The 13,856-nt window shown below is 37.8% G+C and carries 14 protein-coding genes; 9 read left to right on the forward strand and 5 right to left on the reverse strand.

Features of this window, described 5'->3' with window-relative positions; all coding sequences use genetic code 11:
* Positions 1 to 7 precede the first annotated feature (7 nt).
* The gene (locus ACTJKN_RS08420) at positions 8 to 1,735 is read left to right on the forward strand and encodes a RagB/SusD family nutrient uptake outer membrane protein (protein ID WP_440824013.1); all 1,728 of its coding nucleotides are present in this window, start codon (positions 8 to 10) and stop codon (positions 1,733 to 1,735) included.
* A gap of 331 nt (positions 1,736 to 2,066) precedes the next feature.
* Here ACTJKN_RS08420 and ACTJKN_RS08425 read toward each other — a convergent pair whose 3' ends face one another.
* A complete protein-coding gene (locus tag ACTJKN_RS08425) occupies positions 2,067 to 2,822 on the reverse strand; it encodes an oxygenase MpaB family protein (protein WP_440824014.1) in 756 nt (251 codons plus the stop codon).
* Positions 2,810 to 3,316 carry a hypothetical protein gene (locus tag ACTJKN_RS08430; protein WP_440824016.1) on the reverse strand — a complete coding sequence of 169 codons (507 nt, stop codon included), beginning with the start codon at positions 3,314 to 3,316 and terminating at the stop codon, positions 2,810 to 2,812. Before ACTJKN_RS08430 ends, ACTJKN_RS08425 begins: the two co-directional genes overlap by 13 nt.
* Before the next feature lie 585 nt (positions 3,317 to 3,901).
* On the opposite strand from ACTJKN_RS08430, the gene ACTJKN_RS08435 reads away from it, so the two are divergent.
* Complete coding sequence (locus ACTJKN_RS08435) at positions 3,902 to 4,369, forward strand: Lrp/AsnC family transcriptional regulator (RefSeq protein ID WP_440824017.1); 468 nt, start codon at positions 3,902 to 3,904, stop codon at positions 4,367 to 4,369.
* A gap of 71 nt (positions 4,370 to 4,440) precedes the next feature.
* Here ACTJKN_RS08435 and ACTJKN_RS08440 read toward each other — a convergent pair whose 3' ends face one another.
* Positions 4,441 to 4,899 (reverse strand): organic hydroperoxide resistance protein, encoded by a 459-nt coding sequence (locus tag ACTJKN_RS08440; RefSeq protein ID WP_440824019.1) that lies wholly within the window; start codon positions 4,897 to 4,899, stop codon positions 4,441 to 4,443.
* A 48-nt stretch (positions 4,900 to 4,947) separates the two neighbouring features.
* Entirely contained in the window at positions 4,948 to 5,997 is a 1,050-nt protein-coding gene (locus ACTJKN_RS08445; protein WP_440824021.1) for an alpha/beta fold hydrolase, read from the reverse strand.
* A gap of 451 nt (positions 5,998 to 6,448) precedes the next feature.
* Here ACTJKN_RS08445 and ACTJKN_RS08450 point away from each other — a divergent pair, with 451 nt between their 5' ends.
* From ACTJKN_RS08450 to ACTJKN_RS08475, 6 genes are all read left to right on the forward strand, one after another.
* Positions 6,449 to 7,489, forward strand: coding sequence for a sensor histidine kinase (locus ACTJKN_RS08450; protein ID WP_440824022.1), 1,041 nt, complete (start codon positions 6,449 to 6,451; stop codon positions 7,487 to 7,489).
* Positions 7,470 to 8,231, forward strand: coding sequence for a LytR/AlgR family response regulator transcription factor (locus tag ACTJKN_RS08455; protein WP_440824024.1), 762 nt, complete (start codon positions 7,470 to 7,472; stop codon positions 8,229 to 8,231). Before ACTJKN_RS08450 ends, ACTJKN_RS08455 begins: the two co-directional genes overlap by 20 nt.
* Before the next feature lie 213 nt (positions 8,232 to 8,444).
* Entirely contained in the window at positions 8,445 to 9,227 is a 783-nt protein-coding gene (locus ACTJKN_RS08460) for a DUF1223 domain-containing protein (RefSeq protein WP_440824026.1), read from the forward strand.
* A gap of 14 nt (positions 9,228 to 9,241) precedes the next feature.
* Positions 9,242 to 9,415, forward strand: coding sequence for a hypothetical protein (locus ACTJKN_RS08465; RefSeq protein ID WP_440824028.1), 174 nt, complete (start codon positions 9,242 to 9,244; stop codon positions 9,413 to 9,415).
* A 255-nt stretch (positions 9,416 to 9,670) separates the two neighbouring features.
* On the forward strand, positions 9,671 to 11,041 hold the full coding sequence (locus tag ACTJKN_RS08470) for a YeiH family protein (protein WP_440824030.1): 1,371 nt from the start codon (positions 9,671 to 9,673) through the stop codon (positions 11,039 to 11,041).
* Positions 11,042 to 11,382: 341 nt separating this feature from the next.
* Positions 11,383 to 12,270, forward strand: coding sequence for a sugar phosphate isomerase/epimerase family protein (locus tag ACTJKN_RS08475; RefSeq protein ID WP_440824032.1), 888 nt, complete (start codon positions 11,383 to 11,385; stop codon positions 12,268 to 12,270).
* Between the two features lie 43 nt (positions 12,271 to 12,313).
* Here the strand turns inward: ACTJKN_RS08475 and ACTJKN_RS08480 are convergent, their stop codons facing one another.
* Positions 12,314 to 12,940: a hypothetical protein gene (locus tag ACTJKN_RS08480; RefSeq protein ID WP_440824034.1), complete on the reverse strand. Its 627-nt coding sequence runs from the start codon at positions 12,938 to 12,940 to the stop codon at positions 12,314 to 12,316.
* Positions 12,941 to 13,213: 273 nt separating this feature from the next.
* Here ACTJKN_RS08480 and ACTJKN_RS08485 point away from each other — a divergent pair, with 273 nt between their 5' ends.
* Positions 13,214 to 13,702, forward strand: coding sequence for a hypothetical protein (locus ACTJKN_RS08485; protein ID WP_440824035.1), 489 nt, complete (start codon positions 13,214 to 13,216; stop codon positions 13,700 to 13,702).
* The last annotated feature ends 154 nt before the right edge of the window (positions 13,703 to 13,856 follow it).

Below are 13,856 nucleotides of genomic sequence, written 5' to 3' on the forward strand. Positions count from 1 at the left end.
CATGAAAATGAACATAAATAAAAAAATCGCATCCCTTTTACTGTTGGGTATTTTATCGGCAGGTTCGTGGTCTTGCAAAAAAATGCTCGACGTACCAACCGAAGATAAATTGGATAGTGTAAATGCTTTTAAAACAGTATCTGATGCAGATGCGGCGGTTGTTGGTATTTACGGCCAATTTTTGGGTCTGGAAAAACTGTATATCCTGCAGAATGAACTGCGTGGAGATTTAATGGATGTTACCTCCAGATCAAGTACCGATTTACAGGAGTTATCAACACATACCGAAACAAAAAATAATCAATATGCTGATCCAAGGCCATATTATCAGGTGATTGTGAATTGTAACGATGTGCTCAAAAACTTTAAAATGATGGTTGATGATCGCCGGATGAGTGTTGATGATTATAACAAACGTTACTCAGATATTGCCACATTAAGGAGCTGGATTTACCTGCATTTAGGTATTCAATATGGTAGCGTGCCTTATATCACTGATGCGATAGAAACGGTAGATGATTTGAAAAACCTGGCCAATTATCCAAAAACACCGTTTGATCAGCTCTTGGATAAATTAATAGCCTTTAACGAAAGCCTGCCTTATAAAGAAGCTTATGCTTATCCAACAGGCACATCCTTATTGGTAACCATTGATGGAAATTATACCCAAAAACTGTTTGCATCAAAGGCTTTCCTGTTGGGCGATCTTTACTTGTGGAAAGGTAACTATATTAAAGCAGCCGAAAATTATGCCAAGCTGATGAATGCCGAAAATGGCAATGCGAATGATAACTTCAGGTTTAACTTTTACAAAATCAATAACTCCGGTGATGTGGCGTATGCTAATTTAGCCATTCTGTTTAGCAGAAGCGGGCAAGATGCCAGTAGTTTGATAAACAGTTTAGATGCAGGCTGGCGTGCTATTTTTGCTTTGCCAACCACCTCGAGCCCATGGAGTACCGAATGGTTATGGGCTATGCCTTATAACACCGCTTTTAAACCTGTAAATCCAATGATTGATTTGTGTTCGCCGATAAAAAGTTATCAGATTAAGCCATCACAAGCCATAAAAGACCTTTGGAACAGCCAAATTACCTACGGTGGTGTTCCCTTCGATCCGCGAAGCAAATTATCCTTCAATGCTTCAGCAATGGGCGATGAAATCACCAAACTAACAGATAATGGCGGTAAGTGGGGCATATACAGGGCACCTTTACTGCACCTTCGTTTTTCGGAAGCAGCCAATAGAGATGGACAGACCAAATTGGGCTGGGCATTGTTAAACACGGGGATCAGAAATACCTATTATGTAGGTACCATTACTGCAGGAGCACAGGCACCTGTTTCGGTAGCGGAGTTAAACACCATGATTACGCCCTATCCGGAAACCTCACCTTATTATTTCGATGCCAGAAAAAATAACGATGTATCGGGTACCTGGTACCGTAATTGTGGCATTAGAGGTAGGGCAGTAGTAAATTCGATCGATGTAAGTTACCAGACGGATATGGTTGGCTTAGAAGGCAAATTAATTGATGAGGCCGCATTGGAACTTGCTTTTGAAGGTAACCGCTGGCCTGATTTGGTCCGTATTGCCCGCAGACAGAACAACCCGGCCTTTTTAGCAGATCGCATTTACCAAAAGCTGTTAAAAGCAGGCAATCCTAATGCAAGCCTTACCAGGCAGAAATTAATGGATCCGGCCAACTGGTATTTGCCGTTTGATTGGAAATAGAAGGTTGTATTGAAACTGTATAGTACCTGAGGGTAATTTATCGTGCAAAAATCAACATTTATTACAAATAAATTTAAGAGGTTAAATCTCCTCATAATTATCGTCATTGCGAGAAGGCTTTTCCAGCCGACGAAGCAATCTTACAACGATCGCTACCAGCGTGCGCATTAAGATTGCTTCGTTCCTCGCAATGACGACCTTTTTATGGTAGCCTATCGAAGGACTAGGTTAAATAACCTCGGCGAGGCGTTTCGACAAGCTCTCCGTAGGCGTCCTTTGGACAACGTGACAATACGTGTCGAATTAACTTTGTGATAGAGCTTCATTACGCTTAAAAAGCTTCCAGGCTCAAAATCTGTGCCTTGTAAGCTGCCGGAAGAATTAAGTTTCTTAACGGTTTGTTCAGCTTCAGTTTCCTGCTTATTTTGTATAAAGTAAGTATTGGTTTAATGGGTTTTCCTTCCCCCAGTTTAAGCAATTCATTTACTTTAAGTGGAACAATGAGTGCTTGTATTTTTCGCATTAATAAATACCTCAACGCACCCAGGTGTTTTTTGTACTGATCGAAAAGATCATGAGAAAAGCAGCTATAAATTAAATTTTCCTGTAGCTGTTGTTCGTGCATCATTTGCCACGCCGCAAAATTAGTAGGAAGCCCATTTATTTTCATGCGATACCCAACTTGATAGAAAGTAGTAAATATTTCCTCTTTTTCTGCTAAAGTGAGTGTTCTTTCCAACACCTCGAAAGCACGGATAGAGTAGTTAATCAGCATAAATAATACATCTCTATAGGCCCAATCTGGAATTTTAGTATTTCTTCCAGCTTCAACATGCTGATGGATCATGGTAATCTGATCTATGGCTGCATGGGCTTCAGTTAAAGTAGAAAATACGATTTTTTGCGCATAGGTAACCGTAGAAAACAATCTTCCAAGTGGATCTTTAGGAAGTTTACCCGTAAAATACAGCCAATCAACAGCTTTATTCAGGCTAAATTCTGCGGCGGCGCCAGCAAAAATAAAAAGAATAACATCTGTGTTGCCCCATATTTTCCTTACGATAGAATGTTTGTTTACAAAGTCCATAATCCATAATGCTCTTCTAATATTTCAATTTTTTTGATGTTGATACGGCATAGTATCAATGGGATGATGCCAATGATGCCGAAAGAACAGTCTATCATTTGCCAGAATACTGGAATGTGACGGATGTTTCCCGCAATTAAAGCCAGTGGAATGATCGAGATACAACAGATGATCCCAAATTCGATTACCCATTTATTTTTTATAGGATCTTTTAATGGGCCGATAAAAAGAACGGCTAACATGATATGTGCAAAAGCTAACCAATCGGTGCCATAACTTAAAAATGGATACTGTAGGTTGGTCGCTTTAAGGGCCTGATAAACCACTTCAATCCAGATTTGAAGACTACTTGGTAAAATTGTACTGTATTTAACCAGATAGGCCATTTCGGTTTCTAACGGAAAAGCTGTTAATCCGCTTATTGCCAATCCTACAATGATTGTACAGACGTATATTTTAGAGTGTAACCTTAATTTTTGTTCTTCCGTATTCATAGCTTGCTGGTTAAATAACGGTGATTTTCAAGTGAGTATAAGCCTGATGAAGAAATTGCTTCATGTTTCTATGTTATGTAAAGTGCTTTGTGTTTCAAAGTAAATATTAAAAATTGAATATTCCAAAAAAAGTTAAAGATTTTCGATATGATTAATTTTTATCTTCTTGTATTGAGATTGGAAAAAGGTTGCACTTAAAGATTATGGAGCAGGGAGACGATTTGCTACAGGTTTACACCAAATAAGGGTATAATTTAAAAAGCAAAAGAGCCAGCATCGCGCTGGCGCTCTTGTTATCATTAACTAAACTAAATCAACGCACTGCTGTTAGCAGTTTGTTTCATTCGTTAAACAAATATCTGTCGCATTGACAATTAAAACGAAGGTGGCTGATAAATACGGAAAATGTCCTGTTGAATAGGCTTTTGCGGAATTTAATTCTGTTGGTAGTTTTAATTATACTTTTTGCCAAAATTTTGTTCTTTTTTTTGTGTTCTGCTTAAGGGTTTAACGGAGAGTATTTATATATTTGGGTATTCATTATAAACTAAGCCTAGAAAAGAAATAAATAGACTAACCACTATAATGGAATTATACAGCCCTGACCAAACAGACAGAGATATTTTAACACTATTACAAAAAGATGCAAGGCTAACCTATAAGGAACTGGCTGCTATGCTGCATTTGTCAAAATCGCCCATTCAGGAACGTGTAAAACGCTTAGAACGTTTAGGGTTTATCTCATCGGTAGTAGCATTAATCGATCCTAATAAATTCGAGAATTGTATGATATCCTATTTACAGGTCCAGCTTACCAATCATTCTGTTAATGCCTTCCGGTTATTTCAGCAGGAAGTGAGCAAACTTGATGAAGTACTGGAATGTTACCATACAACAGGAGGCTTTGATTTTATGTTAAAAGTTGTTGCAAGAAATATGATCGCTTATAATGATTTTCTAATCAATAAATTCGGCCGTTTGGATAATATAGGTACCCTTAATAGTTCACTTGTAATTACGCAGGCTAAACGCGAAACTGCTTTTCCTGTATAGCAAGATCATTAAATTATAAATCAAAAAGCACCCCCGATTTAATCCGGAGTGCTTTTTTGATTTATAGAAGCTTATATCGCTACGTTGATCTGTACATTGATATTACCACGGGTAGCTTTAGAGTATGGACAGGTTTGGTGAGCAGCTTCAACCACTGTTTTTGCTTCTTCGTAGGTAAGTCCGGGTAAAACTACATTTAACCTTGCCTGAAGGCTAAAACCACTATCGGACAAAGCCAGATCAACTTCTGCATTAATTACAGCATCAGCAGGAAGTGCAATTTGAAGTTGGGGCGCATTGTGTTTCATTGCACCAATAAAACATGCAGCCCAGCCTGCAGCAAATAATTGCTCAGGGTTAGTTCCTTTTCCAGTACTGCCAGGAGATGATAGTGCGGTGTCAAGTGCTCCATCGCTACTTTTTGCAAAGCCCTCACGGCCACCGCTTACATGAACTTTTCCAGTATAAAGCACTTTGTTGATCACTACGTTTAAAGTATTTGCTGATTCGATTACATTTTGATTTTCCATTTTTTAAATTTTATTATGATTGTTTAAATTATTAGATGAATATTTTTTTTACGCCATCATTGCTGCCTGGATAATGGCATCTGCAAATGCTTTAGGTGCCTCTTGAGGAAGATTATGGCCAATGCCGCCACTAAGATTATAGTGCGCATATTTGCCTTTAAACTTAGCTGCATAATTACTTGGATTACCATGTGGCGCGCCATTGGCATCGCCTTCGAGCGTAATTGTCGGAACCGTTATGGCTGGGAATGTGGCTAATATTTTTTCATATTTATCATATTTTGCTTCCCCTTCTGCCAGCTCCAATCTCCACCTGTAATTATGAATTACAATGGCAACATGATCCGGATTATCCAGTTCAACTGCCGACTTTTCGAAAACGGCATCAGGGAATTTCCATTCTGGAGAAGCGGTTTGCCAGATCAGTTTGGCAAAATCTTTTCGGTTAGCTTCATATCCTAAACGGCCACGCTCAGTTGCAAAGTAGAACTGATACCACCATGATAATTCAGCTTTTGGCAACAATGGTTTTTGGTTTAGCTCCTGGCTTCCGATGAGGTATCCGCTTACCGAAACCATTGCTTTACAACGTTCTGGCCACAAAACAGCCATAATATTGGCCGTTCTTGCGCCCCAATCAAAACCGCCAATTACTGCTTTATCTATTTTTAAGGCATCCATCAAAGCAATAATATCTGCAGCAATGGCCGATTGTTGTCCATTTCTAGGTGTTTTTGCCGAAAGAAACTGCGTACTGCCATGGCCTCGAAGGTGCGGAACGATTACCCGATATCCTTCTGCAGAAAGTAGCGTAGCCACATCGGTATAACTGTGGATTGTATAAGGCCATCCATGTAGCAGTATAACCGGTTCGCCATCTGCAGGTCCGCTTTCTGCATAACCCATGTTTAACACACCGGCATGAATCTGTTTTATCCTATCGAAAGATATATTGCCATTGATTTTATTATTGCTGGATTTATTTTTTGTAATTCCCTTGGCGCTCAAAAGGTTTAACCCGCCAAGTTCTGCAGCGGCCACGGTTAATGCTGCTAAGCTTAAAAAGCGCCGGCGGCTATAATTATTTTGATTTTCCATTTGCTAAAATTTGTTGAATAATTAATATTTTACTCCCTTAGGTATGTCAAAATTAATGCGGATGGAAAGAGGAGATTAGCCTTTTCCTGATGAAATAGACAAATTAGGTTTTGACTTATACATTGTTAGCCCTGAGTAAGACTATAATTGAATTCAAAGGAATGGGTATTATTTTGTGCCGGCTATCGTGTTGATACATTTTCTATTGTTAGCCTTTTATGCGTTTGTTAACTATTTTAACGAAATACGGATCTTATCGAAAAAAACACAATTCTTATGCTGATTTAAACCTGATATTGTCTACTTAAGCGCCGAATCTGTCTGGTTCAGGCTTAAAATTGTTTAACTATAAGAGTTACGTGGTTACTTTAGGTGAAAAAAAGATGAGATACTTGCGGTGCAGCTATCATATTTAAAAAAATATTATTTTTGATTATCCCAACCACCCTGAATGGCCAGGCTAAAAACTGATATGACCAAAAACCCTTTAAAGATTTCGCCTGCCATTATTTGGGTAAGTTCCATTTTTCTCGGCGTTTTATCTTCTGTTCCACAAATAGCAGAACATCATTTTAATGCAGCCGAAGCGGCAGTTAATGCTGGCATTACCTCGGTATTTGCATTGTTGATGTGGTACCTGAATATTTACATGCTGTCGCGAAAGAGCAGTAGGCCCAACAAACAAGGGATTTCTTACTCCAGGTTATTTAAAAGTCTTTCAATTGGTATTGGCGTTATGCTTTGCCTGGCGTGGATTCAGCAATTGATCCTTTCGCACATTAATTTCGGTCCGGTGATGTTGATGGTAGAAGTAAGGGGAATATTAATCAATTTAATTTTTTATATGTTCCTTCATCTGTTACAGCAAAATTACGAAAATCAACAGGTGAATATGGAATTGGAGAAAATCAAAAGCGATAGTTTGGGCGCACAGTATGAATTGCTGAAGCAGCAGGTTAACCCTCATTTTCTTTTTAATAGCCTCAATACGTTAAAGGCTATGGTAGAAATCGGTGATGAAGACGCTGTCGATTTTATCCTTAAGCTTTCTAATTTTTATCGATATACCCTTGAGAGCCGTAAACTAGACCTGATTCACGTTTCGGAAGAAATGGAAATACTCAATGCCTATCTATTTTTACAACAGGCAAGATTTGATGGTGGTTTTAGTTTTACTTCTACTTTAAATGAAGAAATATTGCACACCTTAATTCCTCCCTTTACGCTACAACTGTTAATTGAAAACTGTATCAAGCATAATGTGGTTTCGCTGGATAAACCTTTGCACATCAGCTTGTATGCCGAAGATGGGCAAATTGTTTTGGAAAACCCTATCCGTTTAAAAACAGCGGATAACAACTCGTTGGGGGTTGGATTAAAAAATATCACATTGCGCTACCAGCATCTTCTCGAAAAGCCAATCGAAATTATTAACGATGGCCAAATTTTTAAAATTAAACTCCCATTAATTCATGAACATCATCATCATTGAGGATGAGCTGAAAACAGCTAAATCACTCGAAAATATAATTTTGAGCCTGAGACCCGACGTGAAGATAGTAGGGCAGTACCAGAGCATCGAAGGATCGGTAAAAGCGCTGTTAGAACAGCCACAGCCAGATCTGATATTTATGGATATTCAATTGGCAGATGGATTATGTTTTGAAATATTTAAACAGGTTAAAGTAAACAGTCCTATTGTGTTCTGCACAGCCTTCGATGAGTACTCGTTGGAAGCTTTTAAACGTAATGGGGTAGATTATGTGTTAAAACCATTTTCAAAGACAGATATTCAGGAGGCTTTTCAAAAGGTAGACGGCCTTCGGAATTTTTTTCAGCAAAAGGTAATTCCCGATTTAAGCAATTTATTGACAAAATTGAACAGCCCTGCCGGGAAAGAGAGCTTTTTAGTGTTTAAAAACCAGAAATATACCACAGTTCAAACCGAGAATATTGCTTTCTTTTATATCAGGAATGATGCTTCAACCATTATGTGCTTCGATAAACAAGAGTTTGCATTAAGTCAATCTCTTGATCAGATTACGGCATTGGTATCGTCTAAGCAGTTCTTCAGGGTTAACCGCCAATATTTGGTAAACTTTAAAGCCATTAAAGAAATAGAACATTATTTCTTACGGAAGTTGTTTGTTAAACTGGTGATTGAAACTCCAGATAAATTGCTGATTAATAAGGAAAAAACACCTGCTTTTCTTTCCTGGATGGAAGATAGGTAAAGAAAAATTCATATTTATTTGCCATTAGATAACAAGCTTGGTCAGAAATGGATATCCTTTTCTGACCTTTTTGCTTTAGGGCACGTTCGTTGCTAATTTGTCTTCCTTACCAGCTTTATGTCTAGTTCCTTCGTTAATTTGTCCGGTTCAGCTATTTCCACCTAATTTCAGGCAGACTACTCGCTTATTTTTGATCAAAAAAGAATAGAAATTATGAAAACACTAAAAAGAATAGCGATCGTAAATGCGGTCATTGTGGTGGTAATAGCACTTAGCGCATTTATTTGGGCGGGGTCTGCACAAGAAAAAAAAGTGGAGCAGCCCATTAATGGAAAAGGCTTTGCCGTTTTGGAATTATTTACGTCTGAAGGATGTTCGAGCTGCCCGCCAGCAGAAGAACTTTTGGCCAAAATAGAGAAAGAATCTAATGGGAAACCGGTGTATGTGCTTGGATATCACGTAGATTATTTTGATAATTTAGGTTGGAAGGATGTTTTTGGAAGTCCGGAAAATACAAAAAGGCAAAAAAAATATAGTGCTTGGCTAAATGCACAGGTGTATACCCCTCAATTGGTTATTAACGGTGCTCAAGAATTTATAGGATCTAATGAAAGCGACGTGAGAAATGCCATTAATAAACAGCTTCTGAATAAAAAGTATACTGCCAGTTTAGCCTTCGATACGAAAAGGGATGGGGATGTACTGAAAATAAATTACGAAGCCAAAGATACTCAGGCTAGCGACGAGCTCCTTTTTGCACTTATACAAAAGAGCGGTAACACCGATGTACAGCGTGGGGAGAATGCAGGACTTAAATTATCCCATGTCCAAATTGTACGGAAAACCTTAACATTATCTCTTAAGGATGCAAAATCTGGAACTGCAGTATTGAGTATCCCTAAAGGCAGCAGTGCCGAAAAATGGGAAGTAATCGGAATGGTTCAGCATAAAACAACAGGCGCAATTTCAGCAGTAAATGCATCAACAACTTTTTAAGCATATTTATTATCATGGAAAATCATCAAAATACCACAACCAACAGTTTATTGCTTGGATTGGCAAGCTTAATGTCGACACTTTTTCTGGTTAGCCCTCCATTTGAAAAAAATCCACAGCAATGTGAAATGGTGCAAAGCATCGGAAAGAAAAAACAGAAAGGACTGGAGGATGAGCCAGTTATATAACATAAGTCTAGTCAAAAATTCATAAGCAAAGTTTATTAGTTAGGAGGTCGCCATATATTTGGCGACCTTTCTATTTAGACGGAATATACATTCAACTTCAAAAGGAAACATATACGGCGTTTACAGCGTCAGATATTTGTTACGGATAAAATTCTCCTGAATATTTATTTTAGTTAGATATTGGGTATTCGTTTATTGATCATATCCACCAATATTTTTAGAATTAAATCAGATTAACACCATAATTAATCAACTATGTCGAATCGAAACAACGCAGCCGATACTACTGGAGCTTTAACAGATGCTGGGATAACCCCGGATAAGAAAACATTTTTACAATCACTCACTGAAGATTGGTGGGCAGTTATATTGGGAACGATTATTATTGCCACTGTACTTTATTTAACCAGCAATGGTACTGTAATAAGTTTACCTGCATTTAAATGGGCAACCAGTGAAGATCTTTTGGGTAAAATATTATCAGCATCCAACTTATTGTTGATTGTTGAAATGGGCGCAATTTTTCTGGCCTTAGCCTCAATTGCTGTAGGTTTATCTGGAGGCAGTGTTGCGCGGTTTGCTGGCGGTTTTACACTCATCTATTTTTTAGCTATCGTTTCTTTTATTATCGGAGGTAATAAAAGTGTATCCTATTTTGGGCTAGAATATGTGGTATTTGCACTGCTTATTGGTATCGCATTGGGCAACCTGATCAAGTTGCCATCTTGGCTAAAAGAAGCAGTACGGTCTGAGTTTTATATAAAAACAGGTTTGGTGATATTAGGAACCACAATATTATCGGCCGATCTGATCAAAGCTGGTTTACCTGGTATAATACAGGCCATTATTGTTGTTACTGTAGTTTGGTTTTTTTCGATGTGGTTAAGCCGCAAGTTAAAAGTGGATGATGAATTTGGCGTAATATTGGCCTCAGCCGTATCTATTTGTGGTGTTTCTGCAGCAATTGTTGCTGCTGGTGCTATTAATGGAGATAAACGTAAATTATCTTACGTAACCACGCTGGTATTGATTATGGCCATCCCGATGATGATTATTCTGCCTTGGGCGGTAAAGTATTTTCATATACCTGAGGTGATTGGTGGGGCATGGCTGGGTGGTACCTTAGATACAACGGCAACCGTAACTGCTGCAGGCGATTTGGTTGGACCAATAGCCGTTAAAGCAGGTGTTATTGCCAAGTTTTCGCAAAATGTTTTTATCGGTGTTGCTGCTTTTTTTATTGCAATATGGTGGGCCTATAAAAAACCTAAAGGAGAAGATGGTGTACCCTTCAAAGCAGAGCGCCCGGGGTTGAAAATTGTGTGGGAGCGATTTCCGAAATTTGTATTGGGTTTTGTTGCAGCATCTTTGGTGTTTTCTTTTCTGTTATCTCCCACAACCGCAAAAAGTGTTGGGCCAACCTTAAACGGCTTACGTACCGTGTGGTTTGCAATCGCATTTATTTCGATCGGTATGGAAGCTAAATTTTCCGCTCTGGTTAAACTTCAGGGCGGTAAACCCGCATTTACATTTGTTACAGCACAAATATTTAACATATTCTGGACCCTCTTATGGTCGTATATTTTATTTGGCGGATATATATTCCCAGTACCAGATTTTAAATAGGTGAAGTCCCGAACTTTCGGGAGAAAGATCTTTGAAATGTTTATAAGAATTGAAATTTAAAAGATTTTACATCGTAGAGCCTTCGGGTTCTCCACTGCGGTCGAAATGACGATACTCTGAAACAAATTATTTCATTATTTTGCCAATGCAGCAGTTTGCACCGCATTTGTACCTGGGCTATTCATTTCTGTAATTCCATAATCTGTGATTTTGCTGATACAAAACTTAATGGGCAGATTTTATATTATCTTTAAGGAAGAATTCTTAGGAACTCACCGGCAAGTTGTTCAGTTAGGGGAGCTTAAGACCTCATTTTTTGACCAAATCGTTTAAATAACAATATGAGAAGTACAAAATTTAGCTATCTGGCTTTTTTTATCTGCCTGATTTATATCGGTTTTTGTGGTTTTATTTCTGATAAACAGGTATATCCGCGTTTAGGGATTGTGTCTGGTTTAACACAGGATAGTTTAGCTTATGCCTCTGGTTTTAAAATGATTGGCGAATCTGTTCCGAAGATGCTTTCACCTGCACTAACAGATGACCAGTTTAGTGCCAATTTGAAAAAGATTAAAGCTGCAAAATGTAAAGTGTTAACCTGTAACCTTTTTTATCCGGCAAGTATAAAAATAGCTGGGCCGGAGGTAGATGAAGCGAAGGTTTTAAGTTACACGGAAACTGTTCTTTCAAGAGCTCAACAAGCGGGGATTAGGTTTATTGTTTTAGGGAGCTCGGGTGCAAGGAGCATTCCTGCTGATTATAATGTCGTTAAGGCAAAATCAGATTTTATTAGCCTGGGCAAAAAACTAGCAAAAATTGCCGGGAAATATAAGGTTACAATTTTGTTAGAAAACCTCGAAACCACCGAAACCAACTTCATCACCTCATTAAAGGCTGCTGCAGAAATTGTAAGAGAAATTGATCACCCAAATTTCAGGCTTAATGCTGATATATTTCACATGATGCGGGAAGGAGAGTCTCCAAATGAAATTATTGAGGCCGGAACATTGATTGCATTTTCTGAAGTGGCCGAAAAACAAAATAGGTCGTTACCAGGTGTTATGGGCGATGATTTTAAGCCTTATTTAAGAGCCCTGCACAAAATAAACTATAAAGGTTTCATTTTTATGGAGGGAAGCATCAAAAATGCAGCTATCGAAATGCCGCTTGCTTTTAAATATCTTTCTGCACAGATTGCCGAAGTATATTCCGAAAAGAAAGTGGATTGATTTAGCGCCTGTTACTCTTGAAACAAGAAATGTTAATTTACTGTTATTTCGATAATGACACCAACGATTGCATGCTTGATTTTTCTGCCGCCTTATCGATATTTGGTAAACGCATTTTTGCAACCTTGGTCTCAACGGTTAAAGATGGATTCTCACTTTTTGTAAGTGCGGCTATGTCTCTCACCGTGCTCGACAACATTTTAAGTGTAAGCATAAATTGACGGTCGATATTCCAAATCTTCTGAAAATCAACATTTGGATTAAAATGTTCGGTATTCGACCGCTCACTTTGATCAAACTGGATACTGTCTAAAAGAACCAATTTGTCTGTAATCTGGTTCAATACTTCGTCTGAAAGATTTAGTCCTTGTATACCTATTACCCTATTGTTTTTTACATAATAATCTAAGCCATTAAAGCTAATGAGGGTTAAGTTATTTCTGTTGATGATGTATTCTGCCTTTGGAAGGCTGTTTTTTGAGCGGTTTTTATTATAGGCACTGCGCTGAGCAGCTAAACGTTCAATCATATCGTTTCCGTTCAATCTATCTACATTCTCGAAGACATCAGCTAGTTTGGTTGGCTTGTTTTGAGCAAGAACATGAATTGATAAGCAAGATAATGAAGTGATTACAAGGAATACAAGAGCGGATAATTTGGTACTTTTCATGCCGCAAAGATATATGTATGATTGCTAAAATTAAATTTTTTGTATGTTTAATATTACGTTTTTAAGGTGCTTTTGATTTTTCTTGATGATAAAAATCAATTTTTTATTTAACAGGTATTTAATAATTAAAAAATATACGCAATTCTTTGGCTTAGCAGCTTAATTTTTTATGGAGAAGAATTCGCAATTAAGCTTTTAATTCTGTACTTTTTTGTGTTTTGGAAATAGTTCAATACTTTTGATTTTGCGATATTTGGTATCGCCCCATAATTGATGATCGAGCTCGACTTCTTCTTTAATCTGCCTGATGGCGATATCATGCATTTTCAGCTTATCCAGCTTTCAAGAGGAGCTTTATGGACTGTTCTTGACCATAAACAGGTATTGGAAAGGATAGTGAAAGAAGATGGGAAATGGAAAAAGTTGCTAGGCAGTTCCTTATCCGAAGAACTTATACAAAATATAGGACTGTTTATTGATCGGCAGCAATATCAAAATTTGCCTGTCGAGATTAAATTGAGATGGCCAAAGCTTATTGAGGAAATTATAGTGAATTCAGATGCTGAATATCTGGTCGTCTGCAAACCCTTTGTAAATTTCAGATCATTTGAAAAAATGTTTGAAAAATTTGTACCTGCCATGATAAAGGATGAGTGGGCAATCAATTTTAAGGTTTATAGCCATAATTTTGGCGAAGATTTTACAAAGAAACTTAGCCGCAAGGAAGAAAAATCCATTTATCAACCTATTCAGAAATGGTAATCTTGCATTGGAAACAAGGATTTTACTCCATATAAGTTTCCATTACTTAAAATATCACATATAAATTCCCCGGGAAACCTATTTTGCTACAGCATCTTTATTTATTAGGATAAACGATAGTCAATTAGATTTAAATCGGTATTAATTTCCTTTT

The sequence above is a fragment of the Pedobacter sp. 22163 genome (assembly GCF_052045595.1).
Lineage (GTDB): Bacteria > Bacteroidota > Bacteroidia > Sphingobacteriales > Sphingobacteriaceae > Pedobacter.